The following is a 17,727-nucleotide window of genomic DNA, read 5'->3' on the forward strand; positions in this document are numbered from 1 at the left end:
TTGTACGCCACTTTAATATGACCCGTCTACTAATCATACTATTTTTTTTGACTGCATTGTTTGACACTTCCTTTGGACAAAAACCGAAGGCGAAAAAACCAAATGTATCTGCAACTACCAAAACTGTTGACACCACACAAAACCCAATCAAAGACACTGCATTTTTAAACCATTTTGTAAGATTTTATGCAGACAGTATTTTGACAATTGTTGACAGTTTATCGAATGACACAAATTTTTTAAAATCAATTGGTGACACTTCTATATTTGGGTACGGGAAATTTGCAAAGCCTGAACATAAAATTCGTTTTCCTGCAAGACCTTTAGGGTGGACAAGTGATTTTGAGCAAATTTTTACAAGTGACCAAATCTTTGAGTTGGACTCAATAATTAGCGGGTTTGAAAAGGAAACAAAAAACGAAATCGCAATTGTAACAATTGACAGTTCGAGTACAACAAAAGAAGAGTTTGACAACTTAATATTGACAATTTCAAATAATTGGGGCGTTGGTAAAAAAAGTTTGAATAATGGAATTACAATTGGCATAAGCACAGGACTTAGAAAAATTAGAATTTGCAACGGCTATGGAATTGAAGTAAAGTTGACAGACGCGGAAACAAAAAAAATAATTGACGACATTATACTTCCCGAATTTAAGAAAGGGAATTATTTTGTAGGGACAAAAAACGGACTATTGACTTTAATGCAAAAAGTCCGTTAACAAAGCGGCGTACAACATTGGGTTTTGTGCAAGTTGGGTTCGACCAGCAAACATCAGCCAGTTGCAAATCCAAGCTGTAGTTTGGGCTGGACAATCAACTTTCAACTTTAGTTCTTAAATTCAACATTATATTTTCAATCAGCAGCGGTTGTGGGCAGACGGAATTCTAATTCCCAACCTGCATAAAGCCCTGCTCGTTATGGGCAATTATTATTGAGCTATGCCATCCAAAATAACAAATAGACATGGAAAGGAATTCCTTAAATCCACCAGAATAAATCTTGCGGAGCGGGTTGCATACATGTGTAGTAATCCCTATTGTAGGAAATTAACTATTAAGCCCAGTTCTGACAAAAATATTGCAATCAAATCGGGAAAAGCTTCACACATTATTTCTGCTTCGCCAAACGGACCTCGTGCAGACGATACAAAATCCCCTCACTTTATTCGGTCTTTTGACAATGGCATTTGGTTATGTGACAAGTGTGCAAGAGAAGTAGACGACAATCAAAGTATTTATAAAAAGGAAGAATTAATTAAATGGAAATTCGATGCAGAGACTTATGTTGAAAGTTTGGTAACACAAGACACTCGACTTAGACAGTTAAGGCTTTTAATTCAAAATTATTTAAGCGCCTTACGTATATTGTCTGCGCTACCATCTAAACTTGATCAAACTTTTGAAAACCCTAATGGTAACAATATTAATCTTACAAGACTTTTTATGGAACTTGAACTAGTGTTGTTCGATAACAAATTTTTGGAAGAAGCAAATCGTATTAATTCAATCATCAAAGATCTCGATAAAAATGTATGCCCTTTTGTACATTCAAACAAATCAGAATACTCTGTCAACATTTCGAACTGGAAAAACCTTGCAGTAAAAATTTTAATGGTTGACATAATGCGATTTACAGCAGAATCTTATTCAAGATATTTGCAGCAAGAAACTGAAATGGTTAATGATGTGTTGGACAGTTTGAAAGCAAAAAGCATTGTACCTACTGAATTACCTTTAAAAGAAACTTATATAGCAACATATATATAACTGCCCATAACAAACGGTTTTGTGCAATTGGGGCTTGACGGAAGTTCAATCGGCTGCAATACAGATCCAGTCTGCATATCCGGCAGACGGAATGCTGTTGATTAGTAGTTTTTAATTTCAATATTTTGTTAGTAATTTAGCTTCAGTACTGGGCGGACAGTTGGTCAATTCCCCAACTGCACAAAGCCTCGGTCGTTGTGTGCTATGCTCTGACAAACCTCAAACCTTATGGCAATTTTTGAAAATAATCCTGACCAATGGCAAAGACTTGACTGGCTAATTTTACAAAATGGCTGGACAAGTTTATACTGGCACCAGAGTGTTTTAAACAATGACATTGACTGGTTTAAAAACGAAAAGTATAACATCATTGATTTTGACTGCCAAAATTGGACAGACACAGATCAAATACATAAAGACATTAAAAAGGAACTTGTTTTTCCAGACTATTACGGCGAAAATTTCAATGTCTTAAATGATTGCCTATCCAACCTCGAAATTACCGACACAGGACTTGTAATTGTGTTTCGGCATTTTCAAATTGTTAACACGGATATTGCTCATGGATTGCTTGACATTTTTGCTCGTAATTCAAGGCTACATAATTTGTTTGGTCAACGCCTTTTGACACTTGTGCAAGTTGACAACCCAAATTATCAAATTGATCCAGTAGGTTCAAGTCCGGTTTTATGGAATGGTGCAGAATGGTTAGACTCAAAAAGAGGTTTATAATAAGAATCCGTTTGACAGATTAGCACGGCACACAACATTGGTATTGCCAATAGTGGGGCTTGACATTGGAGCAATCAGCAGCGGTAATTCTGTTGTACTGTAGTTCGGGGCTCGACGAATAAAGCCCAGCTTTAGTTCTTAATATTTAACTTTATCAAAAGCCAGGCAGTAGTTCCGGCGGACGGATTTCTAATTCCCCACCATCGGCAATACCTGCCCGTTGGTAGCAACTTTACAGACACACTATGACTGCACAAGAGCGTAAGGAAAAAACAGAAGCTTATTTAAAAGAACTTGATATTCCATTCAACTTTGGGCTTCCGCCAATTGAAGAAGAAAGTGAAGCTATTATTCGGACTGCTGCAGATATTGCAAAAAGAGTTTTTATTTTAGTTTACTTAGGTGTCTATGCCGAAGATGGTGATAAAGAAGAAATAATAGAATTTTTCAAATCAGAAGGACTTTGGGATTCAGTTTCTGAATACGAAAAAAAACTACTGTCGAAAAAGAAATTAACAGAGAAAGATAAAATCGATATTTCGTGGCAGTCAGAGGGAATTTATCTAATGCTTTGGGCTATAAATAAAATAGATCATTTAGGTTTACCAATTGACCAATGTAATATTGGCGAAATGCTTGACTTATTGCCAAATGCTTTTGACTCGACTAAAGACTTTATACAAAATGCTACGGTTAGACCAACCGCAGAAATATTAGACAAATCTGACTTGATTTATAGGCTACATTGGGCCGCAAGAGAGGCTGATTCAAAAGATGAAGATATTCCAGGAAACATTGATATTGGAATTATACAAAAGTGGCATTATGCAATAAACTGGATTACATACTATGACGAAAATTGGGACGACATTCTAACCGACACTTAAAAAAAGTGCTACCAACATTGGGGTTTTATGCAAGTTGGGCTTGACCTTGTGACATCAGCTAATTGCAAATCCCAGCTTCAGTCCTAGCAGACGAATATCTATCAACTTTTGTACATAACTTCATCAACATATTTTCAATTGGTAGCGGTTGTGGGCAGACGTAATACTAATTCCCAACCTGCATAAAGCCCTGCCCGTTGACCACTCACTAACTCAACTTTATCAACTAAAACTGCGATAATGAAAAAATCTTTGCTTGCATTAGTACTCCTTCCATTCTTCGCCACGAATGTTTTTTCTCAATTAAAATTCAGCGACGAAACAAAAAAATATATTGAGTATAGCGACTCCGTTATCGCATTCAAAAATGCTTTATTGATTGATGGAACTGGCAATGCTGCCAAATCACATCAAACAGTTATCATTGTTAATGGTAAGATCAATTGGATAGGCGATGATGTCAATGCCATTATTCCAAAAGTTGCAAATACAATTGACCTGAATGGAAAAGCCTTAATGCCCGGCTTAGTTATGCTGCATGAACACATGTATATATCAGCCCCTTCCATGGAAACCAGGCAATATTTTGTACATCAATTGCCGGCAACTTTTCCACGCCTCTATTTGGCAGCAGGCGCAACCACCATACGCACGGCCGGAAATATTGAACCCTACTCTGATATAAATCTTAAGAAAGATATTGATGCAGGTAAAATACCCGGGCCATCAATAGAAGCAACTGCTCCTTATATGGAAGGAAACCAATCACCCATACAGCAGATGAACAGATTGGATAAGCCGGCAGATGCTGTATCGTTTGTAAACTATTGGGCTGACCAGGGCTTTACTTCTTTCAAGGGGTATATGTTTATTGACAAACCTACTTTAAGGGCTGCCATTGAAGCAGCACACAAAAGAAAGCTAAAGGTTACTGCTCATTTGTGTGCAGTCACTTATCGGGAAGCTGCCGAAATGGGTATTGACCAATTAGAACACGGTTTTTTTGCCAGTACGGATTTTGTAACAGACAAAAAAGAGAATCAATGTCCTGCTAATGCAGATGAGGTAATTGCGAATCTCAATGTTGAGAGCGACAGCGTAAAAAATCTGCTGCAGTTATTAGTCGATAAAAAAGTTATTATAACATCTACCCTGGCTGTGTTTGAAGGATTTACTACCACACAACCTGCGCCAACAGCAGAACTATTAAATTATTTTTCACCAGATAGCAGAGATTTCTATTTAAAATTATTTGCACGGATAAAATCCGGCAAAGCACCCAGTGACGATGACAGAGCGTTTGTAAATAATGCAAAAATGGAAAAACTATTTTACACTATGGGAGGCTTACTTACCGTAGGCACAGACCCAACAGGAAACGGCGGCACTATTGCAGGGTTTGGTAATTGGCGAGCCATAGAATTACTGGTAGAGTCAGATGGTTTTACTCCACTGGAAGCCATAAAAATAGCAACACTAAACGGGGCAATTGCATTAGGCTTCAACAAAAATATAGGCACGATTGAAACAGGTAAAAACGCTGACCTGTTAATTATTGACGGAGACCCATCAAAAAACATCAGTGACATTCGTAAAGTGCAGTTTGTTTTTAAAAAAGGAGTGGGTTACAACTCAAGAAAATTGTTTGAATCTGTAAAGGGGAAAGTGGGTTTTAATTGATGTAATGCACTGCTGAATCGTATTGCTCCTTGGTCGGTGTCTCCGCCGACCAAGGAGCATAATTCCATTTGTTTTTTTGTTATTATCTTCATCTTCATATTTTCACCGCAGCAATGGTTCCGGGCTGAACACTAAATAAATACCAGCACAGCAGCAAGTTCTGTCCGTTGGGAAATTAAATATATAAAGAGATATGAGTACACTTTTAAATACCCTTTTTAACCTCCACAACGGCGAGGATGATAAACAAAAAACATTAGAAAGTGTAAAAAGTAATATTACATTTACTGGTGCTAATCTTTGGATTTTGGCTTGTGCTATTTTAGTGGCGTCTGTTGGACTAAATGTTAACTCAACTGCCGTTATTATTGGCGCAATGCTTATCTCTCCTTTAATGGGACCAATTGTGGCATCTGGTTTTGCTTTAGGCATGTATGATTTTGACCTTTTAAAAAGATCATTAAGAAACTTGTTTATTGCTACGCTTGCAGGATTGCTTGTTTCCTCTATATATTTTTTTATCAGTCCTTTCAAAGAAGTTCAGTCGGAAATATTAGCAAGAACTTCTCCAAATATTTATGACATTCTTATTGCATTCTTTGGCGGGCTTGTTGGGGTTATTGCAGTTACAAGAGTAGAAAAAGGAAATCCAATTCCAGGTGTAGCTATTGCTACTGCCTTAATGCCGCCACTTTGTACAGCAGGTTATGGATTGGCAACAGGTAATTTCAAATTTTTTTTTGGTGCTATTTTTCTTTACGGCATCAATTGTGTTTTTATCTGCATTGCCACATATAGTATTGTAAAATTCTTAAAATATCCTGCCAAAGAAGAAGTAGACAAAAAGCATCAAAAGCAGGTAAGATACGGTATTAGCTTTGTTGTGATCCTCATGCTGTTGCCAAGTATTTATTTTGCATACAAGCTATTTGTAGAACAACAATACCAGCAATCTGTAAATAATTTTATTGAGCGGGAATTTATCGACAAAGGCAATACTATTGTTTACAAAAAAACAAATTACAACAGCAGGCCAAAAACAATTGAATTAGCATTTTTATCAAAGCGGTTTACTAAAGAAGAAATTGACAGTTTAAATACCAAGTTATATGCCATGAGCATTCCTACAACAAAACTCCTAATAAGGCAAGACAGTGCCGACAGAATCCAATTGTTAAGAAATAATATTTTAAATGAAATCAAAAACAAGGATATAATTGTTGATGAAAAAGACAAAAAGATTCAAGCGTTAGAAAACGAGATTACCAAAAACACATTTGACGGCAAACAGATATTACAGGAAACGAAAATAATTTTCCCCACCATTCAATCACTATCCATTTCAAATAATACATTCTATTATAGTAACGACAGCACGAACAATTCTACTATATTTATTTATCAGGCACAGAACGAACTTACCAATGATGATAAAACAAAGTTTGAGAATTGGTTAAAAAAACGCTTATCATTGGAGAAAATAGAACTGATTAAAAAATAAATTGTGAGTATACACATTATCTTAACCATACTTATAGGCATTTCAGCAGCATTTGCATACATCAATTACAAGTACCTTAAAATGCCCTTTGTAATAGGACTCTTTTTTCTTTCCACTATTATTTCTATGCTCGTTTTTATAAGTAAGTTTTGGTTTGTTCAACCTTTTACTGATTTAAAAGCGATCGTTCAACAGACTGATATTAGCAAGTTCATTCTTGAAATAATGTTGGGATTTTTACTTTTTGCAGGTTCATTACATACCGATTGGAGCAATGTAAAAAAGCATCTTAAACAAATCGCCTTATTTGCAATCGGAGGTGTTATTCTTTCCACGATTATTATTGCCGCATTTGTGTATGGTATTTGTAATTTATTGCATATTGAAATTGACTTTATTTATTGTTTATTATTTGGAGCTTTAATTTCACCAACCGACCCTATTGCAGTTTTAGGAATATTGACAAAAGCAAATGTTCCTAAAAAAATCGAATCGATAATAGTAGGTGAATCTTTATTTAATGACGGTATTGGCGTAGTAATTTTTATTGCGCTACTTGAGACACTTCATTCAGGAAGTTCAGCAATAAATTATTCTCATTTTGGTTTACTTTTTTTACAAGAGGCTGTGGGAGGAATTATTTTTGGGCTTGTATTTGGCTTTGCACTTCATAAACTTTTAAAATCTATTGACCATTATGAAACAGAAGTTCTGCTAACAATTGCTTTTGTAATGGTAGGATACAACCTTTGTTTGTTTTTACATCTTTCGGGAGCATTGGCTATGGTAGTTATGGGGCTATTAGTTGGCAACTATAAACAAGATAGAGCAATGAGTGACCAGACACAAGAATACGTTCATAAGTTTTGGGAACTTATAGACGTTATATTAAATGCAGTTTTGTTTATTATTATTGCTTTGGTTTTAATTGTCATAGATTTTAAAATGAACTATTTCCTTTTGGGCTTAGTATCTGTTTTCGTTGTAATGCTTTCACGAATTATTGTTGTTTATCTGCCAAAATTTTTACTTCCTAAGACAATTGACCTGAATAAAAGGGAATCTAAGATCATTGTATGGGGTGGTCTTCGTGGAGGACTTTCCATTGCACTAGTTTTATCATTACCAGACAGTGAGGCGAAAAATATTTTATTAATATCAACATACATTTGTGTCTTGTTCAGTATTTTAGTTCAGGGCTTGACCATTGGAAAATTGGCAAAGCATTTAGGTTGATGAATATACATGCTTACAAAGTCTTTCCGTTCCTCATAATCAGTTATCTTTTATACCAATATCCTTTTTTTATCAGTAATTTTATCGCTTCAAGCCATAACTGAAAACCTTTACTCATAATGCTGAAAGAAATCATTATAGCCATACAATCTTATTTACAGGCTCACCGGTTTATTGTAAAACACCGATTGTGGAAATGGATATTAATACCCGGACTGATCTATTCTATCATGTTTTGCGTGGGCATCTATCTGTTCTGGCATAGCAGCGGGCAGGCAATAGATTATATGCTGTCGGCATCGGGTGCAAAAAAATGGATGGTTGCCATGGAAGAAAGCTGGCTTAAATTTTTATTCATCTTTGGCCAGATCGTTTTACAGATCGTATTAATGTTATTGTATTTCTCTCTGTTCAAATATTTATTCCTCATTATCGGCTCTCCGCTTTTTGCTTATTTAAGTGAAAAAACAGAAGCTATCATCGAAGGAAAAGATTTTCCTTTCAGTTTTAGTCAGCTGTTAAAAGATATTCTACGAGGCATCAGGCTGGCAATGAGAAATGCACTTTGGCAAACGGTCTATACGGTATCTATTCTTATACTTTCTTTTATTCCCTTGCTAGGATGGTTTACTCCGCTGATCGCTATTTTAATAGAATGTTATTACCTCGGTTTTTCAATGCTGGATTACAGCTGCGAAAGAAATAAGCTAACCACTTCTCAAAGCATTGCATTCATCGGGCAACACAAAGGGTTGGCTATTGGCAACGGCATTGTATTTTACCTGATGCACCTGGTGGCAATAGTTGGTTGGATATTAGCCCCCAGCTATGCTGTGATTGCGGCTACACTTAGTTTATACAATGCAGAAAAAAAATCAATTTCATGAGACCTACCGTATACTTAGTTCCTTGTGTTTTGGATGAATCGGCCACTCAAACTATTCCTTTATATATCATTGATGCGGTAAAAGATTGCAAAGTGATTTTTGCAGAAAATGAAAGAACGGCAAGACGATTTTTAAAAAGTATCTGTAAGGAAATTGTTATAGACGATTATGAATGGTTCACTATTCATAAAGCAGAGGAAGAACAGATCAATCATTTTAAACAAAAGATAAAAGAAGAGAAAAATATTGCGATCATCAGCGAAGCCGGTTGTCCGGGTGTTGCTGATCCGGGGCAGATATTGGTGGAAGTAGCACACCAGCAAAATGCCATTGTAAAACCATTGGTAGGACCAAGTTCTATCTTGCTGGCCCTGATGGCAAGCGGCATGAACGGGCAGCAATTTAATTTTGTTGGTTATCTGCCTATAGATAACCACGAAAGAATAAAAGCACTGAAGGAATTGGAAATATATTCTGAGAAAAAGAAGAGTACACAGATCTTTATTGAAACACCTTATCGCAACAACCAGTTACTGGAAACTATTTTTAAAACCTGCAAGCCCTCCACTAAGATCTGTATTGCTGCTGAGCTGACAGGTACGAACGAATTTGTACAAACAAAAACCATCAGCGATTGGAGAAAAGAAAAAACCGACTTTCATAAAAAGCCGGTCATATTTTTATTGTATGCTGGTTAATCTTTTTAGCGATCAATATCTTTCATCAAAATTATTTTATCTACAACGTATACGCTATATCCTCTCCACGGAATAGTGCCTTTATACTCCTTATAATGCAGGTCGAAATATTTGCCGCTGTTATTCATCAATAAATTGGCAATGCTGTCATTGGTCACAGAAAATTCAAACTCGTACGATTGTACTGTACCGGCTGCTTTTGAACGAAAACCGGATTGGATCAATTTTCCTTCATAGGTTTTAAAGATATTTCCTTTCTTCACCACATAGTTTAGTTCACCCGACTTCACTCCTTCTCCAAATACATAAAAATATTTCCACCAGAAAAACAATGCGCCTATCATAAATGCGATAAAAACTACCCAGCGCAAAAATCTTTTAAAAGCACCTGCTCTTTTGGGTGCAATCGGTTGTGTTATCTGTTGTATCTCAGCCATGGTATTTTTTATTGCAAGGTAAATATATTATTTGTTAAACTTATATATAGAATTGCCGTTTATCAATGTATAAAATATATACCTAATAAAGTGGTAAATTGCATCTCACAAAATACTGAATATGAATATTGCGATTGTTTGTTACCCTACATTTGGCGGTAGTGGTGTATTGGCTACAGAATTAGGAAAAGCGCTGGCAGATAAAGGACACAGCATACATTTTATTACCTACCAACAACCGGTAAGATTGAGCGGTTTTCATGCTAATATTTTTTACCACGAGGTAAGAGTACCCACTTATCCGTTATTTGATTTTCCTCCTTATGAAACGGCTTTGTCCAGCATGATGGTAGATGTGATCAACAATCACAACATTGAATTATTGCATGTACATTATGCCATCCCTCATGCATCGGCAGCCTATATGGCAAAACAGATCTTAAAGAAAGAAGGCAAGAATATTCCGGTGATCACTACACTGCATGGCACTGATATTACGTTGGTGGGCAGAGATAAAACCTATAGCCCTGTTGTTACATTTTCGATGAATGAAAGTGACGCATTGACGGCAGTATCGGATAACTTAAGAGATGAGACCTATAAGAATTTTGTGATCGAAAAAAATATTGAGGTCATTCACAATTTTGTAGACGTAGATCGTTTTCACAGAAAACCGGTAGATGCTTTTAAAAAATTAATTTCTCCTAATGGCGAAAAAATAATTGTACACGCCAGTAATTTCAGAAAAGTAAAACGGGTAGATGATGTTGTAAAAGCATTTATGCTGATCAACAAACAATTGCCTTCTAAATTATTATTATTGGGTGATGGCCCCGAAAGGCCATATGTAGAAAGCATTTGCAGAGATTGCGTATCGGCAGAAAATATTAAATTTTTAGGTAAGCAGGAACAAATGGAAGATATCTTGCCAATTGCAGATCTGTTTTTATTGACCAGTGAATACGAAAGTTTCGGGCTGGCTGCATTAGAAGCAATGGCAGCAGAAGTACCGGTGATATCAACCAATGCCGGTGGTTTACCCGAAATAATTATTAATGGTTACAGTGGTTATATGAGTAACGTGGGTGATATCGAAGATATGAGCAAAAATGCGCTGCTTATTTTTAAAGATGAAGCTACTACTAATCAGTTTAAAGCAAATGCATTGGCGCAAGCTAAGAAATTTGATATTGTAAATATTGTGCCGCAGTATGAGCAACTGTATGAAAGAGTGCTTGCGGAAAGTATGCTACCTTCTTCTTAACCAGCTTTCCGGATTCATATTGCTGCTTTCAGTACTGGTGATGAGATCTATTGATCCAACCCCTTCGTCATTTGCTGCAACACGACCAATGGTTTGCCCGGTATGTACTGACTGACCTCTTGATAAATTTACACCTGATAAATTACTGTATGTACTAAAGTAACGACCATGCTTGATGATAACCACCTGCATATTATCAATATTACTTACAGATGACACCTCTCCATCAAAAATCGCTTTTACAGGACTGCCAATATCACTACCAATGGTAATACCGGGGTTATCAATTGTAACACCAATATCTAATTTTTGTGTGCCGTATTTTACCATCACATACCCTCTTTCCACCGGCCATGGAAGTGAGCCTTTATTATTTTCAAAACTTGTATTCAGGGTCACCAATTCAGGCGATGACAACAACACACTCTCAGGTTTTTTTACAACCGCTTTAGGTTTAACAACAGGCGCCGTAACAGGTTTTGCTGTTGGATTAGCTGCCGCTTTAGATTTAGCCAATGCTTCTTCTTTTTTAATCCTATCCGCTTCTGCCTTGGCTTCTGCTTTGGCTTTAGCAATAGCCTCATCTCTTGCTCTTTTAATAGCAACCGCAATAGCAGCACTTACTTTGGCCATTTGTTTTTTTGCTGCAGCAATATGATTATCCAGTTCTTTTCCTTGCGCCTTTAATTTTGATACAACCTGGTTCTTCTCTTCCTGTTGCTGTGCCAACAGATCCAACTCTTTACTCTGCACCTGCAGCGTTTCACTTTTTCTTATTTTAGTACCGTTCAGATCCTGAACACGTCCGTGTAATAATTGTTGTGTACGCAAAATGTTTTCACCCTGCATTTCTCTGTATGCCCTATAGCTCTTTAGATAGGTGATGCGTTTGATCGCATCATTAAAACTTGAGGCAGAAAAAATGAAATTTAAAAAATCAGAATTGCTTCTGTTCTTGTATGCATACACCATACTTTTGGCATACTCTCTTTTCAATGTATCCAGCAATAAGGAAAGTTTATTGATATCTCTTTGAGAGCGATATATATTGTTATCAAGTATATTGATATCACGATTGATGTTCTCGATGACATTACCCTGCAGATCGAGTTTACGATTGATCAATGCCAGATCTGCCAAACTTAATTTAGTGACTTTTTTGTTTTTATCCCGTAGTTGTTGGGTTTGTTCTATCTCTTTTTTTATCTCCTGTCTTTGTCTTTCCAGCTCTAGTTGTTCTTTTGTTTTAGGAGGCTGTGCAGCACTGTTAAAGGCCGTTAGTACAATTATTAATATCGGTATAATGAATTTTAACATTGATAATTTTTAGGGGTCTGACCAAAAATACTATCTCAACACCTATAAAAGGTAAAGTAATAACTAACACACTGTGTATAATTGCAAACTACAATTATTTTCGCTTATAACTTTTGGGGATATTAAATGAAACTGACAAATCTTTGTTAAACTCATATTGCTTATAGTTCAACCGGATATCAAGTCTGTTCTTTTCAGAAACAGTGATCTCTCTAAAGGTAGAAAAGTTTACCCCTGTCTTATTTTCATAATCATCATACGTAATATCAGCTGTACGATTTTTAGTGATGTCGATGTCATCCAGTTTGCTGTGCAACAAAGTACCGTTATTATCCAGCGTTAGTAAATGCTTGAAAAATTTCCCTGCTGATGCCAGCAAGATCCTGTCTTCTGTTTTTCTGTAAGAAACGACACTATCATGCATGAATACGGGATTGCCTACTAACAGATCCTGCAATGTTTCAAAATCAAAAGGCAATTGTGTTATTTCCTGCAGATAATCCAGGGATCTTAGTTGTACTTCCTTATTTATTTTATCAACTAAAAAAACACTGTCTTTATTTATAAGTATCCTGAAAGCTTCAATATTAAAAATAGTAGCATACATCGATACCCAAACCACGCTGTCTTTTATAATATGAACATAAGCCGTAACGTTAGGTTGCTTTCCTTTACTATCTTCATATTCTACTTTTACTTTTGCAGCAAACGTCTTAAAGTCGATATACTTGCTTTTAAGTGTGTCAATTGTTTTCTTTATTAATAGAACTGAATCTGCAGCAGATTGATTTGTTACCACAATAGCAGTAGTATCCTTTTTGCTCATAGCAGTCTGTATTTTTTTTGTAGATCTGCAGCTGGCAAAAAATATTCCTGCAACAATTATTAAGAATACTAAAATTTTATTTTTCATTTATTTTAAATTAAATAGGATATTAACTTTTGCCTGTATGTCCAAAACCTCCGGCACCTCTTATGCTCTCTCCTAATTGTTCTACAGGGATCAATGCTGCATCTTCTGTTTTACTAAATACCATTTGGGCAATACGATCTCCGTGATTGATCACCTGTTCTTCCTTACCAAGATTTATCAGGATCACTTTAATCTCACCTCTGTAATCACTATCAATTGTTCCGGGAGTATTCAAACAGGTAATTCCCTGTTTAACAGCTAAGCCGCTCCTCGGTCTTATTTGTGCTTCGTACCCTTCGGGTAACTCAATAAATAATCCGGTAGGAACCAGGTAACGTTCCAGCGATTGTAGCGTAACAGGCTGCTCCAGGTTTGCTCTTATATCCATACCCGCTGCTCCGGCGGTAGCATAAGCAGGCAAAGGATTCGTTGATTTATTGACAATATTTACGGGAATAGTTGGCATGGCTGCAAAGGTAATGATGTAGTTAAGATTTAGTTCAGTATAAAATATTTTAACAAGCTGCTATATTTTTTGTAACAATATGGAAGCATAGGCTACCAGCCCTTCTTCTCTGCCAACAAACCCCATTTTTTCGGTGGTGGTGGCTTTAATAGAAACATCAGTTACTTTTAATGAAAGGATATCTGCTATTGTTTGTTGCATTGCAGGAATATAGTTTTTTATTTTAGGTGCCTGCAGGCAAAGTGAGCTATCAATATTTATGATCTTATATCCTTCTTTGGAGATCAACTCAAAACTTTTTTGTAATAATATTTTACTGTCGATATTTTTCAATGCTGCATCTGTATCCGGAAAATGAACACCAATATCACCTAAACATGCGGCTCCCAACATAGCATCGCATATAGCATGCAACAAAACATCAGCATCACTATGACCCAAGGCCCCTTTAGTATGAGGTATCAATACACCTCCTAACCAAAACTCCCTGTCTGTTACCAATTGATGAAAATCTATTCCAAAGCCTATTCTTATATTCATTATAAATGCTGTTTAATAAAGATTATCTGCAAATGTATGTATTGCGATGAATCTATGCATAGAAAAAGGGATTGAAACGATCAATCCCTTTTATAAATATTGTTGGGTTACTTATTTTGTTGTCGTTGGCGTAGTAGTTGATCCTGCTGTTCCATCAAAATCAAAAACTAAGCTAAATCTCAATGTATTAGATAAAGGATTACGATTAGTACCGTTACCAGAAGGTAATAGATAAGAGAAATTTAATCCGAAGTTGTTATATTTTAATCCTGCGCCAAGTGAAAAGTATTTACGGTTCCCTTTGGTTGGGTGCTCGTAAAAATATCCGCCACGTAAAGCAAATTGATTATTATACCAATATTCGGCTCCTGCAGAAATTTGAAACTCTCTTAATTCTTCTTTAAATCCACCCGGAGCATCGCCAAACGATTTGAACCAGCTACTTACCACACCTTGTGTTCTGTATTTTTCCAAGTTAGCTTGATCTGTTTCTTCAACACCTGTAGCAACCGGAGGTGTTGGCACTAACAATTTATGTACATCCAGAGCAAAAGTCAATTTATTTGCTTCATCCATTACTTTAGTATACGCTACTCCCAATCCTAAATTGGCAGGGATGTAATCTTTTTGCGATGCGTCATTTGTATACGCAATCTTAGAACCTAAATTGGTTAAAGCAATTCCATAATTCAATCCTTCTCCATTATCTTTTACTCCGGTATGGAATAAACTAAGGTCGCCGGCAACAGAGCTACCTGGTTTGTAAGAAGTACCGCTATTATTAGGATCACCACTTGCCAATCTTGAATTGATATATCTTAACGCTATCCCGATACCGAGTTTAGAAGACAATTTTCTTGAATAACCTGCATCGATAGAAAATTCTCTCGGACGGAATGAGCCTAATTCATTACCCAAAAAATCAGTAAACTGTATATTACCTAAATTAAAGTAGCGAATGGAAGCAGTTACAGCCTGCATTTCGTCGAGCTTATAGTACCCTCCTGCTGTTATCAGGTTTACATCATTTAATCCCAGGTCTTTCAACCATGGTGTATAAGTTAAGCAAATCCCTGCCTGACTTGTATTAAAGGGGGTTTTAGCCAAATTCCAAAAACCGGAACTGGCATCAGGTGTGGTAGCAACACCAACATCACCCATACCGCCACTACGGGCATCGGGAGAAATTCTTAAAAATGGAACTGCGGAGGTAACAACATTAATCTGATCAGCTTCCTGTGCATTTACAATACCTGCTATACTAACCAACAACAATAAACCTGTTAGTTTCAATTTTGCTCTTTTCATGCGTATTTTTTTGTCTTAAATTAAGGGTAGACATACACTCAATAGATAAATATTTTTTGTTGGTTATATTAGTTTTGATAAAAAAGGCAAATAAAACGGACAAACAAGATATAACTATTTGCCCGATAAACCCTTATTCAATCATTTAATTTTTCAAAAATAGCCGAAATATCTTTTATTTCAAAAAATAAATGTGTATTTTTTACACATCTGTTTTTTATTTGATAATCATGTATATAACGTCAATTATTATTCTATATTGCTTTTTTACTAATATTTAGACCGAAAAAAGAGCCGAATAGTTGCTTTGGATAAACATTTACAATTTTGTGTTAAAATATCGTTTGCATAAATAAAAAATAGCCGTTTTGCCTAATTTCACGTAAAAGATTTATATTCGCAACTGTAAAATTTTAAATACAATATTTTATAAACCATTGCGTTAAGCAATAATGGCAAAACGAATGCACATGCAAAAATTATTTTCCGTTAAAACTCTGTTGATTGTGGGTGTAGCTGCAATCGGGTTAAGTTCTTGTAAAGGCCTGTTTGGTAAGAAGAAAGAGAAATCTTCTGTTACCGGATGGAGCTATGATGACAAAAACAGAGGTAATTACCACGTATCAAAAATTAAATACCCTAAAGCCGGTCCAGGCTTAGTGTTTGTACAGGGTGGTACGTTTGTTATGGGGGCAAAAGATGAAGATGTTATGGGTGATTGGAATAATGTTCCCCGCCGTATCACTATTCCTTCATTTTTTATTGATGAAACTGAGGTAGCTAACGTTCATTACCGTGAGTATATTTATTGGTTAGAGAATACATTTGATAATGACTCTACCATAATGAAAAAAGCTTTACCTGATACGCTTTGCTGGCGTGAAGAATTGGCTTACAATGAGCCATACGTTGAGTACTATTTCAGGTATCCTTCTTACAATTATTATCCTGTAGTTGGTGTTAACTGGCGTCAGGCTCATGACTTTGCTGTTTGGAGAACAGACAGAGTAAATGAATTAAAATTGGTAGAAAAAGGTTTCCTTAAAAAAGAAGCTATCAAAAAAGAAATGAATAAAGGTGGTACAGGTGGTGAAGGTGGTTCTACTTTCAATACTGAAACATATTTATTAAGCCCGGATCTTATCCAAAACAAAGGAAAAGGCAGAGCAGTTGGTAGAGATGTAAATAATAAGCCTCGTACTACTGTTAAAATGGAAGATGGTATCTTAAATATGGGATATCGTTTACCAACTGAGGCTGAGTGGGAATATGCTGCTTACGGTATGATTGCTCAAAACCCTAATCCTCGTAAAAAAGAAAGTAAAAGTGGTGAAGAGTTATTATCTAATCAACAAATTTATTCATGGAGTAAAAATCCAAATGGTTTAAGAGATAACCGCAGAGGAAGCTGGCAAGGTAAATTCTTAGCTAACTTCAAACGTGGTAGTGGAGATAATATGGGTGTTGCCGGTGGTTTGAATGACCGTTCTGCAATTCCGGGTAATATCAAAGCATTCTATCCAAATGCCTTTGGTTTGTACAACATGAGTGGTAACGTTAGTGAGTGGGTACAAGATGTGTATCGTCCATTAACGCCTTCAGATGCAGAAGATTTCAACTACTTCCGTGGTAATAAATTCCAAAATTATTACAAAGAAAATGGTGCTTACAAAAGAGACAGTTTAGGTCTTTTGAAAAAAGTTGACGTTAGTGATGAAGAATCTAAAAACAGAAGAAACTATCAACATAACAATGCTTTAGGATTTATGGATGGTGATTCATTAAGCGGATCTTTCTATCAATATGGTGTTACCACATTGATCAGCGATAGTTCAAGAGTATTTAAAGGTGGTAGCTGGAATGACAGAGCGTATTGGTTATCACCAGGTGCTCGTAGATTCTTAGAAGAATATCAATCTTCAAGCACTATTGGTTTCCGTTGTGCACAAACTTACTTAGGTCCGCCGGAAGGTGCAGGATTTAAAGAAGGTAATATCTTCGGTAAACGTAGACAAACAAGTAAAAGAAAAACAAAATACTAAGTAATAAACTCTTTATAAAAAACCCTTCAATCTTATTGAAGGGTTTTTT

17 protein-coding genes are annotated in these 17,727 nt (G+C 36.1%); 11 read left to right on the plus strand and 6 right to left on the minus strand.

The genetic code is table 11. From position 1 onward, the window contains the following. The first annotated feature begins 17 nt into the window (after positions 1-17). The 9 genes from LK994_RS01900 (at position 18) to LK994_RS01940 (ending at position 9,391) form a co-directional block, all read left to right on the plus strand. Positions 18-722: a TPM domain-containing protein gene (locus tag LK994_RS01900; RefSeq protein ID WP_229761189.1), complete on the plus strand. Its 705-nt coding sequence runs from the start codon at positions 18-20 to the stop codon at positions 720-722. 220 nt (positions 723-942) lie between these two features. Further along, a complete protein-coding gene (locus LK994_RS01905) occupies positions 943-1,770 on the plus strand; it encodes a hypothetical protein (protein ID WP_229761190.1) in 828 nt (275 codons plus the stop codon). A gap of 228 nt (positions 1,771-1,998) precedes the next feature. Beyond that, entirely contained in the window at positions 1,999-2,502 is a 504-nt protein-coding gene (locus tag LK994_RS01910) for a barstar family protein (protein WP_229761191.1), read from the plus strand. A gap of 245 nt (positions 2,503-2,747) precedes the next feature. Next, positions 2,748-3,389, plus strand: coding sequence for a DUF4272 domain-containing protein (locus tag LK994_RS01915; protein ID WP_229761192.1), 642 nt, complete (start codon positions 2,748-2,750; stop codon positions 3,387-3,389). Between the two features lie 240 nt (positions 3,390-3,629). Then, positions 3,630-5,069 carry an amidohydrolase family protein gene (locus LK994_RS01920; protein WP_229761193.1) on the plus strand — a complete coding sequence of 480 codons (1,440 nt, stop codon included), beginning with the start codon at positions 3,630-3,632 and terminating at the stop codon, positions 5,067-5,069. Between the two features lie 193 nt (positions 5,070-5,262). Next, on the plus strand, positions 5,263-6,570 hold the full coding sequence (locus LK994_RS01925; RefSeq protein ID WP_229761194.1) for a DUF389 domain-containing protein: 1,308 nt from the start codon (positions 5,263-5,265) through the stop codon (positions 6,568-6,570). A gap of 3 nt (positions 6,571-6,573) precedes the next feature. Next, a complete protein-coding gene (locus tag LK994_RS01930) occupies positions 6,574-7,806 on the plus strand; it encodes a cation:proton antiporter (RefSeq protein WP_229761195.1) in 1,233 nt (410 codons plus the stop codon). 119 nt (positions 7,807-7,925) lie between these two features. Then, positions 7,926-8,693 carry an EI24 domain-containing protein gene (locus LK994_RS01935; RefSeq protein ID WP_229761196.1) on the plus strand — a complete coding sequence of 256 codons (768 nt, stop codon included), beginning with the start codon at positions 7,926-7,928 and terminating at the stop codon, positions 8,691-8,693. After that, a complete protein-coding gene (locus tag LK994_RS01940) occupies positions 8,690-9,391 on the plus strand; it encodes an SAM-dependent methyltransferase (RefSeq protein ID WP_229761197.1) in 702 nt (233 codons plus the stop codon). The genes LK994_RS01935 and LK994_RS01940 overlap by 4 nt, the downstream gene beginning before the upstream one ends. A 5-nt stretch (positions 9,392-9,396) precedes the next feature. On the opposite strand, the gene LK994_RS01945 is transcribed toward LK994_RS01940, so the two are convergent. Further along, a complete protein-coding gene (locus LK994_RS01945; protein WP_229761198.1) occupies positions 9,397-9,828 on the minus strand; it encodes a hypothetical protein in 432 nt (143 codons plus the stop codon). Between the two features lie 121 nt (positions 9,829-9,949). Here LK994_RS01945 and bshA point away from each other — a divergent pair, with 121 nt between their 5' ends. Next, the gene (gene bshA / locus LK994_RS01950) at positions 9,950-11,092 is read left to right on the plus strand and encodes an N-acetyl-alpha-D-glucosaminyl L-malate synthase BshA (RefSeq protein WP_229761199.1); all 1,143 of its coding nucleotides are present in this window, start codon (positions 9,950-9,952) and stop codon (positions 11,090-11,092) included. On the opposite strand, the gene LK994_RS01955 is transcribed toward bshA, so the two are convergent. The 5 genes from LK994_RS01955 to porV form a co-directional block, all read right to left on the minus strand. Next, positions 11,078-12,409, minus strand: a complete 1,332-nt coding sequence (locus LK994_RS01955) for a murein hydrolase activator EnvC family protein (protein ID WP_229761200.1) — start codon at positions 12,407-12,409, stop codon at positions 11,078-11,080. The genes bshA and LK994_RS01955 overlap by 15 nt on opposite strands. A gap of 94 nt (positions 12,410-12,503) precedes the next feature. Continuing rightward, positions 12,504-13,322 (minus strand): DUF4292 domain-containing protein, encoded by an 819-nt coding sequence (locus LK994_RS01960; RefSeq protein ID WP_229761201.1) that lies wholly within the window; start codon positions 13,320-13,322, stop codon positions 12,504-12,506. Between the two features lie 22 nt (positions 13,323-13,344). Further along, entirely contained in the window at positions 13,345-13,788 is a 444-nt protein-coding gene (gene dut / locus LK994_RS01965) for a dUTP diphosphatase (protein WP_229761202.1), read from the minus strand. A gap of 60 nt (positions 13,789-13,848) precedes the next feature. After that, complete coding sequence (gene ispF / locus LK994_RS01970) at positions 13,849-14,328, minus strand: 2-C-methyl-D-erythritol 2,4-cyclodiphosphate synthase (protein WP_229761203.1); 480 nt, start codon at positions 14,326-14,328, stop codon at positions 13,849-13,851. Positions 14,329-14,439: 111 nt separating this feature from the next. Beyond that, positions 14,440-15,636 (minus strand): type IX secretion system outer membrane channel protein PorV, encoded by a 1,197-nt coding sequence (gene porV, locus LK994_RS01975; protein WP_229761204.1) that lies wholly within the window; start codon positions 15,634-15,636, stop codon positions 14,440-14,442. A 470-nt stretch (positions 15,637-16,106) separates the two neighbouring features. Here porV and LK994_RS01980 point away from each other — a divergent pair, with 470 nt between their 5' ends. Then, positions 16,107-17,678: an SUMF1/EgtB/PvdO family nonheme iron enzyme gene (locus LK994_RS01980; RefSeq protein WP_229761205.1), complete on the plus strand. Its 1,572-nt coding sequence runs from the start codon at positions 16,107-16,109 to the stop codon at positions 17,676-17,678. The last annotated feature ends 49 nt before the right edge of the window (positions 17,679-17,727 follow it).

It is taken from the genome of Ferruginibacter lapsinanis (assembly GCF_020783315.1).
Taxonomy (GTDB): Bacteria; Bacteroidota; Bacteroidia; order Chitinophagales; family Chitinophagaceae; genus Ferruginibacter; species Ferruginibacter lapsinanis.

What these genes read in the sequence shown, in the direction of transcription:
- bshA (WP_229761199.1), top strand. Translation starts at nt 9,950, where the DNA reads ATGAATATTGCGATTGTTTGTTACCCTACATTTGGCGGTAGTGGTGTA.
- LK994_RS01940 (WP_229761197.1), top strand. Translation starts at nt 8,690, where the DNA reads ATGAGACCTACCGTATACTTAGTTCCTTGTGTTTTGGATGAATCGGCC.
- dut (WP_229761202.1), bottom strand. Translation starts at nt 13,788, where the DNA reads ATGCCAACTATTCCCGTAAATATTGTCAATAAATCAACGAATCCTTTG.
- LK994_RS01945 (WP_229761198.1), bottom strand. Translation starts at nt 9,828, where the DNA reads ATGGCTGAGATACAACAGATAACACAACCGATTGCACCCAAAAGAGCA.
- ispF (WP_229761203.1), bottom strand. Translation starts at nt 14,328, where the DNA reads ATGAATATAAGAATAGGCTTTGGAATAGATTTTCATCAATTGGTAACA.
- LK994_RS01920 (WP_229761193.1), top strand. Translation starts at nt 3,630, where the DNA reads ATGAAAAAATCTTTGCTTGCATTAGTACTCCTTCCATTCTTCGCCACG.
- LK994_RS01935 (WP_229761196.1), top strand. Translation starts at nt 7,926, where the DNA reads ATGCTGAAAGAAATCATTATAGCCATACAATCTTATTTACAGGCTCAC.
- porV (WP_229761204.1), bottom strand. Translation starts at nt 15,636, where the DNA reads ATGAAAAGAGCAAAATTGAAACTAACAGGTTTATTGTTGTTGGTTAGT.
- LK994_RS01960 (WP_229761201.1), bottom strand. Translation starts at nt 13,322, where the DNA reads ATGAAAAATAAAATTTTAGTATTCTTAATAATTGTTGCAGGAATATTT.
- LK994_RS01925 (WP_229761194.1), top strand. Translation starts at nt 5,263, where the DNA reads ATGAGTACACTTTTAAATACCCTTTTTAACCTCCACAACGGCGAGGAT.
- LK994_RS01905 (WP_229761190.1), top strand. Translation starts at nt 943, where the DNA reads ATGCCATCCAAAATAACAAATAGACATGGAAAGGAATTCCTTAAATCC.
- LK994_RS01980 (WP_229761205.1), top strand. Translation starts at nt 16,107, where the DNA reads ATGCAAAAATTATTTTCCGTTAAAACTCTGTTGATTGTGGGTGTAGCT.
- LK994_RS01915 (WP_229761192.1), top strand. Translation starts at nt 2,748, where the DNA reads ATGACTGCACAAGAGCGTAAGGAAAAAACAGAAGCTTATTTAAAAGAA.
- LK994_RS01955 (WP_229761200.1), bottom strand. Translation starts at nt 12,409, where the DNA reads ATGTTAAAATTCATTATACCGATATTAATAATTGTACTAACGGCCTTT.
- LK994_RS01900 (WP_229761189.1), top strand. Translation starts at nt 18, where the DNA reads ATGACCCGTCTACTAATCATACTATTTTTTTTGACTGCATTGTTTGAC.
- LK994_RS01910 (WP_229761191.1), top strand. Translation starts at nt 1,999, where the DNA reads ATGGCAATTTTTGAAAATAATCCTGACCAATGGCAAAGACTTGACTGG.